Raw genomic sequence first — 16,033 nt, forward strand, 5'->3', positions numbered from 1 at the left:
CACCATCTCACGCACACAAGAAGGGGCATTTTTGGATGTGCGCAAAGGGCCGGCCTGCTCAGTGACTCTCGTTTTGCTGCCGCCTTGAAAGTGTACCCACCGTAGGGTCTGAACTCGAGTCTGGACGGTTTCGGCGCCCTCTTTTTAAGAAGGCCTGCCGCCTGCTTTCCGCGGCGCGGAGCTAGATTCGCCGAGGGCGAGATCCGCCGCGTCGATCGCTGCACGTGCCTGCTTGACGCGCTTGTTCGTTGTGGCCTCCTTGCGGGCGCCACGTGTCGGCGGTGATGGCTTGTTGTCGACGACGAGGCCCAAGGAATTCAATGCAAGCCTCGTCTGCAGCGCCTGCTCAATCGAGTCGCCCAAGGCATGATGTTTCAGCTCGGATTGGAGCATGCGCCCGGGCCGCTCGTCGCGTTGTGGATAGGCCCAGTCCATCACCGTGCGGAAATCGCATTCGCTGGCATAGGGGATGTCGAGGTTCACTCCCATCTTGCGAAAGGTGAACCTGAGCAGCTCGAGGTCGAATGTGGGCGAGTTGGCCCACACCTTGTCGGGCCGCATGCGTTCCAGAAAGTCCGCGAAATCCTGGCACGCACGCTTCACCATAACAGGCGAGTTCATCGTTGCAACGGCAAGTTCTGGCCAGATTGGCTGGGAGTTCCAGAACCGCAGGGTTTCAGGCTCTGTCGCAAACCCATGGTTGGCCAGGTCGAAACTACTGATGACGCTGTAGAACTGATTCGATGGCTGCTCGAGCAACGCCGAGTCGTTCGCGGCGTTGAACATGGACGCTCCGATCGAGAGGATCCCGCTCCCACGCGTACGCCCAAGCGTCTTGATGTCAAGCATCAGCCAGCGCTGGTTCCGTAGGTCAACCAAGGGCCCCGCGCTTCGGTCACGATTGACTGCCGCGACCAGGTCGTCGGACTGGCGGATTGCGCGGCCGACGGCTTGATGCGACTGGTAGCCCTGTGCATTGGTAGGTGTTGGATGCTGCTCGCGCTGGCCGTAGGTCAAGTCCATGACGGTGCGGAAGCACGCCTCGTCCCGAAAGTCTTCGACGGGGTACTCGATGCCCGACAGCGCAAACAGATGGCGGAGGATCGAGCTGTGGAAAGTAGGCGACTTCGCCCAAACTTTACGGGGCTTGTGTTGGCGGTAGAACTCTGCGAATCGCTCGCAGGCCTCGGCGACCGCCACGTTCGAGGTCATGAACTCCTCGCCGACCGTTGGCCATGCGGGCTGTTGCCGCCACCAGTGGACGGTATCGTCACTGGTGCGCAAACCTAGTCGACCTGAGTCCAGCGCCGATACGGGCGTGTAGAACTGGTTTTCGGCCTGGCGCGCCGCGGCTGCTTCTCGGCCGGAAGGATCGAACATAACGGCCCCAATGTTCATCACGATGCAACCTGGTTCGCGACCAAGTGTGCTTGTCGTCAGCATCATGTCCATGGCTGCTCCTAGAAGCCCAGCGCGGGCACGCAGACCGTCACGTCTGCGAGATCTTCGATCAACGCCATAGCGGAACGTCGCCGGCGGAAGGCCAGCAGGACATCCCGGCAAGCCTGTCGCCTTTGGTCGGCCGCCGAAAGCGTAGACGCCTCGGCCGCAGCTTCAAGCGACTGTTGCGCGTCTGACATGAAGCTACGAGGCAGGCAATCCGGGTCCGCACCCCTGGCAAGCATGGCCGATAGCAGAACCGGCTCCAGCCGAAACACGGCTTCTTTGAGCAACGCCTGTTTGAGGGGTCCCGTATCAACGTTGGCGTGGGCTTCCTGCAGTGCGTCCATGGTCGAGCCGACAAGGTCTGGAAAGCCAAGGACAAGCAGGTCGTGAAAGGGGCCTTGCCGCAGCTCACTGGCGGACCTTTCGTCTGGGCCGATGCCCGTATTGAGGTACCAAATGATGCGAGCTCGGAACGACTCGGCCGCCTCTTCCGACGACGGCAGCCCGGTCAACCTGAGCGCGTGCAGTACCAGTGCGAACGTGTCGGTTCGCGCGCCCGGCGTCACGGCCTGCGACGTCGAAGCGTGCAGTTGCCCAATTCGGTCCATTGGGAAGAGATTCGCGGAAGCCACCTGAAAAGCGGTGGCACCTTGTGCGTTTGGTCTGTCCGCGCGTGCTCCCAGTGCGAGCAGTGACTCCACGCGGCTCCAGAGATCAGCAGAAGCTCCGGACGCCAAGGGCCGTTCGATGTTCACACCTTGCTCGATGGCTTGGAGCAACTCTCCATCGAGAGCCTCCCGTTCCGCCGGTCCTTGCGAGGCGAGGTAGGAGGTCAGGTACTGCTGGCACCAAGTGTCTTTGCCGCGAACGTGTTCGATTGCCCACTGCGGTGCGTCGGCCAAGATGGCCAAGGCTTTCGTGTTCGTCGACGCGGCATCGCTGGCGCTGGGATCGAACGGATCCCTCATCTGGCGGTCTTCACGCGACACAACCGCAACCTCATAGAGGTCTGCCATGAGCTTCAAATGCGCAGGTAGCTCCAAGGCATCGTCGGTACGGCGGTACGGCGACTCATTCGCGACCTGAAAGGTCTGTTGCGCCACATCGAGCGGCGCCTTGAGCTCGTATGTGTGGTCGTGCTCGCCAGGTGAGGAGTCGGTAGAGATGTACCCTGTGCGGGCCCGCAGGTAAACACCGTCCTGAAGAAGATCATGACGCGCAGCGGCAAGTCCAACGCCGTCGACCAGCGTGCTCCCTGCAGCCATGTGCAAGTAGGCTGGAACAACAGTCTGGCTTCCGTAGGCACCGTCGAGGACCAGGCCGATCAGATGCTCGGCCTCAATAACGGGGCCTTCTGTGCTTACGCCGAGCGCGATCGCTCGTGCGTTCTGGACCATCTGAAGGTTCTCGCGGAAGTTCGTCTCATACATCGCGGACGCAAGCTGGGCGGACTGGGCCGGCTCGTCGGAATCGTGCAGCTCTAGCCCCCAAACGCTAAGCGCTTCCTCATTCTTGGGTGCAACAAATCCTGCCTCGGCTTCGGAAGCACTCTCGATATGTTTGAGCGCACTTGCGAGGAAGTCCAGAGGCGGGATGCGAAGCGCGTGCAGGCACTGCCACAGTTCAGGTTTGACAGGGTCCACACACAGCCAGAATGGCAGCTCGGCATAAAGCGCGCGCTGACCGCGGTAGTCGTAGCTCTCAGTGTTCAGCCCACCGTCCAGGATGTCCGACACCTCAAAGCCTTCGTCGTCGTCTTCAAGCCATGGCGCAACCAAGTCGTCAGGGTCCTCCCCAAGGTCGTCGGCCAAGGCCTGCAGCTCATCACGATTCGCCTTGAGCTCCTGCTCGAGTGCCTCTTTGATTGCCTCTTTGTCGCGGCCGTAGTAGTAGTCGCTATTCAGCTCTTGCCAAGCGTCCTCTATTTCGAAGCGCCGGCCGAAGATAAGACCCTGGACCTTGTCAATGTCGGTGTCCCCAAGGTAAACCGTTTCGGAATGGTCATATCGCCACGCACTACTTGGCGCGTACAGGCGCGCGGTTACTGCATCAGCCATCTTTTTTCGAAACACCTCGATAGGCGTCTTCGGCGTCAGCGCAAAATCTTCGGGAGACATGGGCGGGTCGAAGCCTCCGGCGTGCTGCCCGGGGGCTTTAGGTCATTGCAACCTGATCCATGCTAGCGGCGCGCAGATTTTCTGCAATTTTGGCGATGTCTGAGCCTTGTATTAGGAACACGGAACCTCTCGCTGCTGCTTCCCAGCACTGAACGGCTGATAATCGGCAGGCCATCACTACGGGCCCATTAGGGCGATTTCTGTGTCTTACGCTCAGCCCCTGCCAACCGATGCCCCAGCGGCGCCGGATGCTGCTTCGAAACCCTCGGGGAGGTCGACGCGCATGCGGCGCGCCGGCTTCTGGGTGCGATTGCTGGCGTTCCAGATCGATCTGCTCTTCGTTGGCATGTTGTGCCTGGCCCTGCTCGAGGTCCTCACCCGGGCTGCCTTAGCCAGCGGCCGATCCGGATTTTCATGGCCGACCGGGTGTGCCCTTGCCATCGTGACCGGAAGCGCCTATTTCATTGGCTTTGAATCGTCCCGATGGCAGGGCACCTTAGGGAAGCGATTTCTGGGTCTGGTCGTCGCGCGAAGGGTAGGGGGGCAGCTCTCGTTGATCGAGGCGTCGCTTCGAACGGGTGCTGCGGCACTCGGAGGGTCGCTGCTCGGCCTTGGCTTCTGCGCGCTTCTTCGCGATCCACTCCGCAGGGCGGCGCACGACCGCCTGTCGGACACGCTGGTGGCGCGTTGGGCAACCGCTGGGGTTTTGCCGGATTCGCTCTCCCGCTTCGAAGGTCGATTCATAACAGCACTGAGCATCGTGCTCGCAGCCGCGTCCGCGGTTGTCGTTGATGCTGCGCTTAGTGGACCCCTCGGCACGGCGTACCAAAGGCACCAGCGCACCGCGCGCGTGGAGAGGGCGCTCCAGTACGTCAGCCCGGTCACGCACCACATCGCCTCAGCTATCCAAACCGATCGGAAGTATCCGGATGCGCTGGACCCAGCGTTGATTGCATCCGTTGGCTCCGCCGCCGGCGCGGCAGTTGCTTACAACCCCCGCAGTGGCGTGGTGACCTTGCAACTTGGGCGGACGCCGGAGGGGAGTATCGCCACGCTGAGTCTCTACCCGGTCGCGTCCGGAAGCGAGATCGCCTGGCGATGCTCGGCGTTCGCGATCCCAGCACGCCATCTGCCAAGCACATGCAAGTCGTAGCCCATGAATTGTTGGGCGTCGAGCCTCACCTCTTGACTGTCGGCGTCGACGAAGTCGGGCGTGGCTGCCTCGCCGGGCCGGTCAACGCATGCGCCTATGCCTTTCATGTCCAAGCGCAGCAAGTAGACGGCCTGAAGGATTCAAAGCGGCTTTCACCTCGGCAACGTGCCGCGCTGGTCCCCATCCTTGAGGCGCTTGGCCATCACGGCCACGGTGAGGCAACGGCGGCTGAGATTGACGAACTCGGCATCGTTGCGGCGAACTTCCTTGCGATGGAGCGCGCCGTACACGCGCTCATCGCCGCAGCGAGCGTGTCGCCAGGCGCGCTCCATGTGGTGGTTGACGGCAATCAGGTCCCAAGCTTCCCTGCGCTAAAGCTCGGACGAATCGAATGTCTGGTGAAGGCCGACGACCTCGTACCGGCCGTCTCAGCCGCATCGGTCCTGGCGAAGGTGAGGCGGGATAGCTGGATGGCAGCGCAGGCTGCGCACTGGCCAGGCTATGGATTCGAGAGCCATGCGGGGTACGGGAGTCCAGTGCACATCGCGGCCATCAAAACACTGGGCCCCTGCAGCCTGCATCGGATGACGTTTGCACCCCTGCGAAACGCCCCTCCGACTCCGAGCTCACGCCCAAAGACACGGCCGTCCTGAGCTCCCTGACCGGAATGCGCCTCACGATTGAAATCAGGGCCTCGGAGCGAAGGAGCGGACCGAACGACAGTAGCGGTCGCCACTCGTACCCATCCAAGCTCTCAGGAAGGGCGCGCTCAGGGCAGGGTTTACTGGCAGGCTGGGACCGAAGGCGTCTGCGATCACGCACCTGATCATTGCCTCGCTTCGCGTTGCCCCATAGAGCTCCGCACCGTTGGGCGATGACGCATGCCAGCCGCCGTCACGTTTTACGGCGCCGACATCCAGGTCTCGCAAAAGGTATTCCAGATCGGTGGCACTCTCGCTGGGCGCGAATCCGAAGAACTTCCCTTCGTGTGGCAGGAGGCAGACTGCTCGAACAGCATCGTCTGGCGGTGCAACCATCCGAAGCCCAGCTGCGGCGCCTGCAAACCAGTCAAGCCAGAACCCACCAAGCTCGGCCACTGACTCCCCTGCGACTGATCGGTGGGCGGCCGAGAGGGCAAGCCTCTGCCCCGCGTCCTCGACCAGGAAGTCGTTAACCGTTTCCAATACCGCGCTGCAGCGATCGAGTTGAAACCGATCGCTGGCGTCGCGCAAGGCGCTCTCCATGTCAAGCCAAAACGGGCGCTCTGCGCTGGCACGGACAATCGCTGGGAGGGCCGCCGCGATCGTTTCGGGCCCCAGGCCGCCGGCATAGCCCTGGCATGTGCCATCACGCTCAGCCTGGCTCTGCCAGGCACCGGGCGTTACACCACGCCCGCACGAAGCATCATTCAAGAATTCCAAGCCATCGATCCGGCGGGTCGCTTGGTACAGCGCCTCATTGGCTAGATTGCGCTGAAGAATCACGCGGGTGCGGAGCTCGGATCGTACTGTCCGCTGCACGGCACGCTCGAGATCACCAGTGCTGAGCCCAGGCGCAAAGTTGGACCCGTCGGCTCGAACATTGAGCTGCACGCGACCAAAACGCTCGACCAGCTCAACCAGGGCCCCATTGCCTCGCACAAATTCGACCGCGTCCTGCCCGCAGAGATGAAGTGCGAGCTTGACGGGGCGTTCCTCGGTTGCAACGAGCAGCTCCTCGATCCATTGCGTTCTAGGGTAGCGTCCTTGGCCATGCTCTTCGGCCTGGCGCGCGCTGCTGTACAGGATTCCCCATTCGACCAACCGATTCGACTCCGACAGAGCGAGCAATGCATCCACGTCGATGGCCTCGTCGGCGCCGGTCAAAGAAATCACACGCAACGGGGTCATGAAAGGGGTCCTTTTTGTGGCAGGCAGAGAAAGTTAATCGGCGTGTTCTGCCGCTGCAAGTTTAGGCGGCAAAGAAAATGCATGCCAAAATGCTCAAGTGCACTTATTCGTCACCTGCCAATCATCATGACCACGCCTCGGATCTACCTCGCCGGCCCCGATGTTTTCCTGCCCGACGCGGACGCGCATTTGACGGCTCTCGAGAAACTTTGTGAGGCAGCGGGCCTGCGCGGTGTTCGACCTTCCGATGGAGGCCTTGCGCAGGACTCAAGCGGCACCGGTGATGAGAAGGCAGAACGCATCTACCAAGCAAACGTCGCGCTCATTCGGAGCAGTGACGGTGTCTTAGCCAACCTTTGCCCGTTTCGCGGCGCCATTGAACCCGACAGTGGCACGGTCTGGGAGACAGGTTTCGCGACTGCACTGGGCAAGCCCGTCTACGGCTATCTGAGAGACCACGACCAGCCGCTCGAACGGAAAGTCCAAGCTGCATTCGGTGTGCACCGTGACGGCGAGGGTGTCGCCTGGGATCGAGCGTACGGCCTGATGGTCGAGGAGTTCGGACTACCCACGAACCTGATGCTGGCACGGTCCATGGCCACCTTCGAATCCTTCGTCCATGCGTTGGAAGGGATGAAGGTTTTGCTCAATCCACGGCCTTTGAAGGCTTTAGTACCAATAAGGCACTAACGGCATGCGACTCGTTGCTAAACAATGCCGCCCCCTTCGACGGTTGCGCTCACATTTCACGCGCGCGCGTCGTAAATTTCCGAAATCGGAGATTAACGAGAACGTAAAGGCCAGCAAGATGGGGCCAAAATCGGGAACACTTAACGGTCTGCCGTTAGTGCCAAATTACCGGGGTCGAGCTTTAGCTACCAAGCCGGCGCGTGAAAGTAGCACTTTCCCTTCCGCTCGCTGTCCCCGGCGGATTGTTTAGACAATGTGCCTTATGTTAAATCCGACTATCGGAACGCAAAACATGATAGCCGGGCTCAATGGCACTGTCAACTTCCTGGGATCGATGGATCCGAAAGCTAGCAGCACACGCCGATGCAGCTCTCAGCTGAAAGCCCCGCCGTGCCGTGCCGCAGAGGACTTGCCGTCATCCGGCTCGCTCCACTGCATCCATCGGCGGGCAGCCTTTGCACATTCGCATGACGTCCGCTAGTTGACCGCTGACCCGACCAAACCACGCAAATGATCAAATCCGAGACTGTCATGGCCCCCACGCCACTTCAACTGCCACGCCGGCTCAAACGTGCTTTTCTGCTTGCGCCGTTTGTCGTGTTCGTCCTCATCTACCTCGTGGTCGCTGCTGTGAACTACGCAGCCATGAGATCCTTGAACGGACCCGAACTGCCTGCACCTTGGTTTCCGGTCCTTTATGCCCTGTTTCCCGCTGCCATCGCATTGCTGACGGCGGCGCAGCTGTCTCTCCTGGGCTACCTCTCCTGGTTCTGCGTCGCCTTCCTGAAGCGCTACCGCGCGCGACGCGCCGCAAGAAAACGAAGTACGGGTACGCTCGGTGTCGACGATCGTGCCTCAGCCGCCGACGGATCCCATCTCCAACAAGGAGTTCACCCCTTCAAGGATCTACATGAGACGACGGCGTAATGGAACTCGCAGCATCCGCCGCCACGCGTTCCGCGGCCTGCCGCATCCATGTCCCAGCCATTGATCAGGAGCGGCTGGAGGCGATCCAATGGATCGCGTTCGTCTGCATGGTCCTGGATCACATCGGTGTCTTTTTTCTCGAGAACGCATATTGGGCGCGTGCGGCCGGCCGCCTAGCCTTCCCACTCTTCGCACTGGTGTTCAGTTGGCGCCTCGCAGAGGCGCTGACACGCTCACCCTGTCGCGGGTTGCTCGAGATGGGGCATCGCCTGACAGTCGCGGGTGCATTCGCCCAGGCTGCCTTCTGGTTGATGACGGACGGACTGGCCACGGCCAACGTGATGTTCACCTTTCTTCTGACGCTCGCTGTCATTTCTCTATCGACGGCGGATCGAAGCCTGTTCAGGTTGAACTGGTCGCTTAGGGTCGCTCTGGCACTGACCCTGCTTGCCGTTCTTTACAGACATGTCGATTACGGCGCGCCCGGCATCGTGTTGCTTGTCGGACTTTACGGGTTCTTCCGCTGGCGTGAGACGCTCGCGCTTGCGATCGCTGTTGCTGCACTGGCCGCGATGACCGTCAGCAATCCTGTACACCTGGCTATCGCGGCTTTGCCAATCGCGGTTTGGCTGGTAACTTGCGACGCGTGGCTACGGTTGCCGCGCGCGATCCCGCGGCTGTTCTATATCCTGTACCCAGCACACCTGTTCGTGATCCTTGCCTGGTTCACCATCAGAGCTCTCTTATCAGCCTAGCCGGCGCGACCTTGGATGGGCTCTCATCAATTCCGAGCAGATCGAGAGCTGCACTCCGCGCGTCAACCGACCGGATAGCCCCCAGCAGCGATTCGCACGGTGTTGCGGCACGTTTGGCAAGCGCTCTCGCAGTGGCCGCGCCCTCCGCATATGCATGCGCACCCAGATCTGCACCGGATCCACAGAGCTGGGTGGCAACTTCCGTGAACACAGGCGTAACAGGCATTTGAGCCAGAGCACTGAGGAGCGGCGTCTGACCCCTTGCGTCACGCGCCTCCAGGTCTGCACCCCGCGCGAGAAGCCACCGTACGGCAGCTGTGTTCGTGGCGCTATGCAGGACCGTTCGCCCTAAACGATCCCGGCCGTCGATTGCCGCACCGGCTTCTACCAACAACGCCGCCAGTTCGAATGCCTCAAACCGCAGGGCGCATGCCAAAGGCGTGCGCCCTGCGCCCATACGCAGGCCTCCGTTCGGATCTGCGCCTGCACGCAGTAGCAGGTCGATTGCTTCCAAGGGCGTGCCGGGTGAGCTGATGGCATGTGCCAACCAGGTCTGGCCGGCTTCATCACATCCATCGACAGGGGCGCCGTCCCGGACCAGTTCTGAAAGGAGGTTCACATCCCGAAAGGTACCCGCGGCCATCCAGAGCGGGCGCCCTTCGTCGTCGAGGGTGTCACGACGCGCGCCGGCGTTCAAGAGCTTGCGGAGGTATACTTGGCGATCTGGACCGCCCGACCAGAATGCATGCGTCGCTTCGAGCAATGCGAAAAGCGCCGTTCTACCCTTGTAGTCGCGCTGCTCAAGCGGAGCACCGAGTCGCAACCCAGCGTCGACCAAATCCGGCTTTTGCAGCGCGATTGCGGTTTGCAAGAAGGGGGCAGCGCCAAAGGTAAGGACGGACTTAGGCGCAAGTTCGTGCACGAGCCACGGATTTGCAGCAAGCAACGCAACATCCGTTCTTAGCAGGACTACGCTCTCCCAGAATCGCCTGACGGTAGCAGCGGCAATGTTGCGGCCAGGTCGCCTGACACTAGAAACGGTCATTGCGCATGACGCCGCAAGCCGAGTACATACCGGCCACCCAACGTTCGATGGTGGCGGCGGGTGTGGTCCCTGTCCCGGTGTGCGCCGCGCTTCACAGTTCAGCCCATGCGCATCGTCTTGGCGCGCAGTGGGTTCGTCTCAAGGCTCGCATCGAGCGACTTGATCAACTTGATCTTGCAGCCCGCAACCATCGTCCCGGCTTCACGAAAGGCGCCTGCAGGCATTTCCTTCAGTTCAGCACCGTTTTGCTCCAGGAACTCAGCGAACGCACGTTGCTTCTTTTGTGTGCCGCGCATCCAGCTCTGGGACGCGATCGCACTTAGTACCCCGCCCTCCTCCAGGAACTGCATCATGTGCCGAATATGGTCGATGTCGCGGCCTTGACCCCACGGGGGGTTCGCTAGGACAGCATCGAAGAGCCCGAGGTCTCCGACCGTGAGATCAAGGAAGTCCTTCTCGATGACCTCGTATCCCTTAGCACGCAGTTTGGCAGCATTCACACCCCAGTTTTCGACGCAGACCACTTGCGCACCACGAGCTCGGGCTTCATCCGCCAGCGCACCGTCGCCGGCACTGGGTTCGAGCACGCGCTTTCCCACGAGCGAACCAGCACGATCGCAGACGTCCTTGACGTCCGCACTCGCCGTTCTGAAGAACTGGAAGTCCTTTTTTCCGTTCACCATCTCACCGGCGACCAGGCTTCGCAGAACCATGACCGGATCGATTCCCACCGGAAACGCGAAGTAGCCCCGAGCGTTGTAAGTGCCGCCCGCCTTCTGGAGCATCTTCTTGATCTCGGCGTAGCAATGAAGATGCTTGTCAGGCAGTTGCAGATGTTGAGGGTTCGATGGATCGCTGACCAGCAAACGCAACTCGGAGGCAACCGCTGGCTCATCTGCGCCCTTCTGGCCGGCCGCCACCAGTTTCAATCGCGGCGCAGGCATCGGGAGCGTGGCACTGATTTGACCGATCAGCGCACTGATACGAGCGCCCTGCTTCACGACTGAGCCGTACATGCCTTCGATGACGCTGGGGCGGAAACGCTCTACCGGATGGGTAAAGTCCGGGTTCTCCTGCATCCTGCGCGCGACCTCGTGCACGAGTGACTGCAGAACCTGGGCGTCAGGTTTGGTCAGAAAACGTCCGCCGATGATCTGCTGGTAGCGCATCGAGAGCGCGCCACCCGAATCGCATCGCAAATACACCGCATCGCCGTGCGTCTCATAGATTGAAGTACTGTCGATCGCGGCTTTCAATGCGGGAGTGATGGCCACGTAGACCGCGGGCGTCGCCGACTGCTGTGCCAATTTGGCCCAGTCGATTCCAGCGTGCTTTGACGCGTCTCGCCCGAGTTCGGAAGGAAGGTCGATCCAGAGATGGGTACGTGGATCCGGGCGCGGTCCCTTGGGGTTCGCCGAGAACAACACGAGGCCTCGAAAAAGTTCCGGGATGTGCTCTTGACCGAAGTGGTAAATCGGCTCAGCTGCGGGTGCGTTGGCGGCGTACATAATGGCTTTCACGACGAGATGGCCAAACTGTACCCCTTCCTGTCGTTTTGCCCTTTATTTGGGCCCCGACCCACCAGCTAGTTCAGACCAGCTCTTCGATTAAGAGGGCAGCGCGCCAAGCTGCCACGACCGCCCGCGTGCGCGGCCGCATGGTCACTCCCCGCAGCTCCGCAACATCTGCGCCCCGAGCGAGCAGCATACGGAGTGCGTGCTCATTTCCGCACTCAGCGGCCAGCACCAGCGCAGAGCGCCCATCTTTATCGCGCACGTGAACGTTCGCTCCATCGCTGTCTAAGAGAGCCGCGAGCAACACACCGCGGCCGTGGACTACAGCCGTGTGGAGCGCCGGAAGGCTGCACTGGCCCGGCAACTCGATGTTGCAGCCAGCTGCGGCCAGCGCCTCTGCAGCGCTGAAACGCCCGAGTGAAATCGCAAGCTGAAAGGCAGTTCTGCCGTCGGGCGTCATCGCCTCAAGGTTTACACCTGCTGCCGCCAAGTGCGCGATTGCGAGGCCACAATTGGACAGCGTGGCCAGGTGAACGACTGCATGTCCGTCCAGGTCGACGTGATCACCATCCGCCATGTGCTCAAGGAGCATCCGGACCTCGTCGGCGTAGCCGGTATTCGCGGCAAGTAGCAATAAATCGTTGTAATCCATCTGTTCATGCGCGCCCAGGTGGAAAAGAGCCTAGGTTCGGGAAAAATCCGGCAGCAATGCAGTATATGGGCGCTGCTGCTGCGAACTAGGACAACGGAGCTGGAAAACTGATTCTGTGACCCATTAAATCTTCGCTGCTTGACGCCTTCCGGACGATGCGTCGACGTGCTGCTCGCTCCATTTCGGCTTGCCCCACTCACTCTCGCCAAACTGCGAAGCTGGAGCGCGCGTGCTTGGGAACTCGACCATGTTCTTAAGCGCGGCTGGCACTTCGTCAAGAAACCGCGACGGGCCCAGGTCCTTCGTCTGGCCGTAAATCATGCGGGTTTCCGCATGCGTGACATAAAGGCGCTCTCGCGCGCGCGTGATGAGGACGTACATCAGCCGACGTTCTTCGTCCTCGTTCCCCTCATCGATCGCCCTGTCGACCGGAAAGACGCCCTCCTCCGCCCCACCGAGTACCACTGTGTTGAACTCAAGGCCCTTGGCAGCATGGACGGTCATCAAGGTGACAGATGCCACCTTCTTGGCCTTCCCCAGCTTACTTTCCGAGTCCTTGCCAAGCTCACTGTTGGACTCAAGTGATGCGTTTGCAAGAAAGTCGTCAATGAGATCGATAGCCGGACGCGTCAGAGCTTCCTCCATAGTGCTCTCCTCGCAGAAGCGATGGGCTGCCGTGACCATCTCCTGTACGTTCTGCGCACGCTCCTTGTCTTCTTCCTTCTTTGAGTAGTGCTCGAGCAACCCTGAACGCTCCAGCACGTCCACCATGAACTCGGGCAAGGGCTTGCTAACCACGGAGTCGAACAATCCCGCAAGCAGTTCGACGAAGGCGCCCACCTTCTCCCTCAGTCGGCCTTCAAGCAGCTCCGCGCCCGCCTGCAGCATGGGGACTTCGTTCAAGCGCGCGAGATCGCTGATCACCTCGATCGACGCCTCACCAATCTGCCTGGGGGGCACGTTCACTACCCTTCGAAATGCGCCGTCGTCCGCCAGATTGATGGTCAGTCGCATGTATGCCAAAACGTTCTTGATCTCCAGGCGCTCGTAGAACCGCGTGCCGCCGTAGATGGCATACGGGACGCCATGTGCCATAAGGGAGCGCTCATAGCCCCGCGACTGATAGTTCGACCGGTACAGAATCGCCATCTCGCTAGGGTCAACGCCGGCGGCGATCTGCGCCTTCAGCGTGCGAGCGACCTCGTCTGCCTCATCAAGGTCGTTTTCGAAACGCATCACCGTCATCTTTTCGCCGTCGCCGGCAGCCGTCCACAGGTTCTTCCCCATCCGGCCACTGTTCTTTTCGATCAGCGCGTTGGCAGCTGCCAGGATCGATCCGGTCGACCTGTAATTTTGCTCGAGACGGATGATGTGCCCGCGCGCCACATCCGAGACGAAGTGGGCCATGTTCTCCGGCTTCGATCCCCGAAACGAGTAGATGGACTGGTCATCGTCGCCGACTGCAAAGATGACTCCGTTTGCACCTTTGAGCACCTTGAGCCACTCATACTGCATCAGGTTCGTGTCCTGGAACTCGTCGACGTGTATGTGGCTGAATCGCCCCGCATATTTCTCGACAAACTCACGGTTTGTGCTCATGAGCTCCGATACACGCAGCATCAGCTCGGAGAAGTCGACCACGCCCTCCTTAGCGCACAGTCCCTCGTAAATGCTGTAGCAACTAACAGCGAAGCGGTCGAACTCCAGGTCCCGCACGTGAACCTGACCCGAACGGCGCCCCGATTCCTTGTGGTGAGTGATGAAGTTCAGGATCTTCTTGGCATCTACGTCCTCGGGAACGTTCGTGACCTCGTCCTTAAGAATGCGCTTGACCATCGCGAGCTGATCGTCGGGGTCCATGATGGCGAAACTCTGCGGCAGTCCAGCCAACAGCGCGCTCTCGCGGAGCATCTTGTGGCACAAGCCATGGAACGTGCCGATCCACATGTCCTTGACCGAGCAACTCACCATCGTGCCGAGGCGCTGCTTCATCTCTTTGGCAGCCTTGTTGGTGAAAGTGACAGCGAGAATCTGTTCGGGCGTGGCCCGCTGCTCCCGCAGAAGCCAGGCGATTCGAGTCGTCAGCACCTTCGTCTTGCCAGATCCTGCCCCGGCAAGGATGATCGCGGACTTGTCGTCCATGATGACCGCGCTGGCCTGCTCAGGGTTAAGGCCACGCACCAACGGGTCGTGCACACGCGCAGCCGCTCCTCCCAGATCCTCGACGTCTAAAGGTCGAGTGAGGCCACCGTTGCGATCAGTGGGTTTCGTGGAGTAGCCTGGCGCGCGCGGCGGCGTCGAATGCGGGGTCATCATGCGAATCTGCTTCTTTCGAGCCCAATAGGTGCTCAGATAAAGCGGATGCTACCGGTTCCAAGCTTATTCGCCCAAAAGCATGTTTTGGCTCCCGCATACGAACAGGCAAAAAAAAGCCCACCTGAGGTGGGTGGCCCGTGCGGCTAAAAAGGCTCTACCCGACCTCTTGGCTCAGCTGGTAGACGGGCTGCTCAACGCGGGCGATCTCATCCACCTTTCGCTTGAGTTCTTCAAGGCCGGGCAGGGCAGGACGCACGGGCTGGCCGACTGCCGCAAAAGAGGACGATTCGATACTAGCTCGCTCTTGTAGGAGGTCGGCCGCCATATTTCGGGTTCCTTGCATCGTTCAGGGTGTGACTTCGGCGCCAACCCTCATGGGTCATTCGCGCGACGGCTCGATGCTACGTGACCAAAACCTGTTTGCCTAGACCGATTTGCAGAAATGGCGGATTTAGGCTACAGCGGCGAATCAACGCGCGGAATTCATGTGCAGCAGGGATTGGAGCTGCACGAGGTACCCGTCCGAAAGGTCATGACCTGTCCATCTCATGTGCGCCAGCCAGGACTTCCGTCCTACCAGTGCACTGTGCAGGGCGATCGCATCCGCCTCCTGCACAGTGAGCGGCCCAGGAGCGCGCGATACGAGCATCCGTACTGCCTCGGCGACAGCTCCCTCGGTACGGTAAGCAGGATCGCCCTGCCTCGCTAGCCGATAGGCAACTAGACGCTCACCCACTTTCCGCACTACCGCCTTGCTACCTTCCGCGTCGAGGGCGGCCGCCGTGGCGACAGAGAATGCGTCAGCATAGGATTCGTTCAAATAACGCGCGAAGAGCTGGTTCGCCAGGGGGTTGGCTTCGACCCACAGCCCCTGCGCCAAGCCGCGGCTTCGAACGTCTGACAGGTTTCGCAGGCAGTGCGCTGCCTCGTGAGCCACCGCCAGTCGCAGTGCTGCCTCTCGCGCGCCAATAAGGGCTTCAAGCTCCGGGAGAATGCTCGCTTCAGAGCTCGCGATGACGGTGCAGTGACCTGCCAGTGCCCCCGATAAAGCACGGAAGGCCTCGCGTGAATGCAGTTGAGCCAGGACCGTAGCTGCAGGCTCGGATCGCTCGCTAAAGAGAAGCTGTTGCGTGTGTAAAGCGAGGGCCTGGCCAGCGCGAGATGCGAAGCTGTCGCGAATCACGTCGATTTCGAGCCAACCTCCCCTTGCTTCCGCGAGCGGGCGTGCAAAATCGGTGACCTGGGTCGCGACGCGCGATAACGTCGCCCCAAGGGGCGATGGGATCAGGCTTGCGACAGGCAGTAGCAGCACCATAGCCAGCGCAAATCGCCTCACGACATTCCAGGTCGGAGACGACACATCGGCTGTTCGAGTGCACGCGGTGGATGATCTCATCCGTGAATCGCCTAGAAGATTGTTCGAGCTCCCATCGTAAGGCCGTCGAGATTCCATTCGCAGGTGGCAGGCCGCCCCCGACGCCGATTTACTTCCGACGGCCGGAGGCTTTTGCGCCTGGTCGAATCGCTAC

At 60.8% G+C, this 16,033-nt stretch carries 13 protein-coding genes; 5 read left to right on the forward strand and 8 right to left on the reverse strand.

Annotated features, from left to right (window positions below; all coding sequences use genetic code 11):
- Positions 1 to 144 precede the first annotated feature (144 nt).
- Positions 145 to 1,452, reverse strand: coding sequence for a 3'-5' exonuclease (locus tag ACSFA0_RS23560; RefSeq protein WP_435452688.1), 1,308 nt, complete (start codon positions 1,450 to 1,452; stop codon positions 145 to 147).
- Positions 1,453 to 1,460: 8 nt separating this feature from the next.
- On the reverse strand, positions 1,461 to 3,563 hold the full coding sequence (locus ACSFA0_RS23565; RefSeq protein ID WP_435452689.1) for a hypothetical protein: 2,103 nt from the start codon (positions 3,561 to 3,563) through the stop codon (positions 1,461 to 1,463).
- Between the two features lie 283 nt (positions 3,564 to 3,846).
- Between ACSFA0_RS23565 and ACSFA0_RS23570 the strand changes: the two genes are divergently transcribed.
- Both ACSFA0_RS23570 and ACSFA0_RS23575 read left to right on the forward strand, forming a co-directional pair.
- The gene (locus ACSFA0_RS23570) at positions 3,847 to 4,716 is read left to right on the forward strand and encodes an RDD family protein (RefSeq protein WP_435452690.1); all 870 of its coding nucleotides are present in this window, start codon (positions 3,847 to 3,849) and stop codon (positions 4,714 to 4,716) included.
- Positions 4,704 to 5,369, forward strand: coding sequence for a ribonuclease HII (locus tag ACSFA0_RS23575; RefSeq protein ID WP_435452691.1), 666 nt, complete (start codon positions 4,704 to 4,706; stop codon positions 5,367 to 5,369). Before ACSFA0_RS23570 ends, ACSFA0_RS23575 begins: the two co-directional genes overlap by 13 nt.
- 33 nt (positions 5,370 to 5,402) lie before the next feature.
- Here the strand turns inward: ACSFA0_RS23575 and ACSFA0_RS23580 are convergent, their stop codons facing one another.
- On the reverse strand, positions 5,403 to 6,605 hold the full coding sequence (locus ACSFA0_RS23580) for a hypothetical protein (RefSeq protein ID WP_435452692.1): 1,203 nt from the start codon (positions 6,603 to 6,605) through the stop codon (positions 5,403 to 5,405).
- A gap of 126 nt (positions 6,606 to 6,731) precedes the next feature.
- Between ACSFA0_RS23580 and ACSFA0_RS23585 the strand changes: the two genes are divergently transcribed.
- From ACSFA0_RS23585 to ACSFA0_RS23595, 3 genes are all read left to right on the forward strand, one after another.
- Positions 6,732 to 7,295: a nucleoside 2-deoxyribosyltransferase gene (locus ACSFA0_RS23585; RefSeq protein WP_435452693.1), complete on the forward strand. Its 564-nt coding sequence runs from the start codon at positions 6,732 to 6,734 to the stop codon at positions 7,293 to 7,295.
- 510 nt (positions 7,296 to 7,805) lie between these two features.
- The gene (locus ACSFA0_RS23590) at positions 7,806 to 8,222 is read left to right on the forward strand and encodes a hypothetical protein (RefSeq protein ID WP_435452694.1); all 417 of its coding nucleotides are present in this window, start codon (positions 7,806 to 7,808) and stop codon (positions 8,220 to 8,222) included.
- Entirely contained in the window at positions 8,222 to 8,977 is a 756-nt protein-coding gene (locus ACSFA0_RS23595; RefSeq protein WP_435452695.1) for a TraX family protein, read from the forward strand. Before ACSFA0_RS23590 ends, ACSFA0_RS23595 begins: the two co-directional genes overlap by 1 nt.
- On the opposite strand, the gene ACSFA0_RS23600 is transcribed toward ACSFA0_RS23595, so the two are convergent.
- The 5 genes from ACSFA0_RS23600 to ACSFA0_RS23620 all read right to left on the reverse strand — a co-directional run bounded on the left by ACSFA0_RS23600 (position 8,955) and on the right by ACSFA0_RS23620 (position 15,900).
- Positions 8,955 to 9,923 carry an ankyrin repeat domain-containing protein gene (locus ACSFA0_RS23600; RefSeq protein WP_435452696.1) on the reverse strand — a complete coding sequence of 323 codons (969 nt, stop codon included), beginning with the start codon at positions 9,921 to 9,923 and terminating at the stop codon, positions 8,955 to 8,957. The genes ACSFA0_RS23595 and ACSFA0_RS23600 overlap by 23 nt on opposite strands.
- Positions 9,924 to 10,120: 197 nt before the next feature.
- A complete protein-coding gene (locus ACSFA0_RS23605) occupies positions 10,121 to 11,530 on the reverse strand; it encodes a TRM11 family methyltransferase (RefSeq protein ID WP_435452697.1) in 1,410 nt (469 codons plus the stop codon).
- Positions 11,531 to 11,612: 82 nt separating this feature from the next.
- On the reverse strand, positions 11,613 to 12,188 hold the full coding sequence (locus tag ACSFA0_RS23610; RefSeq protein WP_435452698.1) for an ankyrin repeat domain-containing protein: 576 nt from the start codon (positions 12,186 to 12,188) through the stop codon (positions 11,613 to 11,615).
- A gap of 123 nt (positions 12,189 to 12,311) precedes the next feature.
- Positions 12,312 to 14,504 carry an ATP-dependent helicase gene (locus ACSFA0_RS23615; protein WP_435452699.1) on the reverse strand — a complete coding sequence of 731 codons (2,193 nt, stop codon included), beginning with the start codon at positions 14,502 to 14,504 and terminating at the stop codon, positions 12,312 to 12,314.
- Positions 14,505 to 14,973: 469 nt separating this feature from the next.
- On the reverse strand, positions 14,974 to 15,900 hold the full coding sequence (locus ACSFA0_RS23620; RefSeq protein WP_435452700.1) for a hypothetical protein: 927 nt from the start codon (positions 15,898 to 15,900) through the stop codon (positions 14,974 to 14,976).
- Positions 15,901 to 16,033 lie beyond the last annotated feature (133 nt).

It is taken from the genome of Variovorax restrictus, assembly GCF_051216715.1.
GTDB lineage: Bacteria > Pseudomonadota > Gammaproteobacteria > Burkholderiales > Burkholderiaceae_C > Variovorax.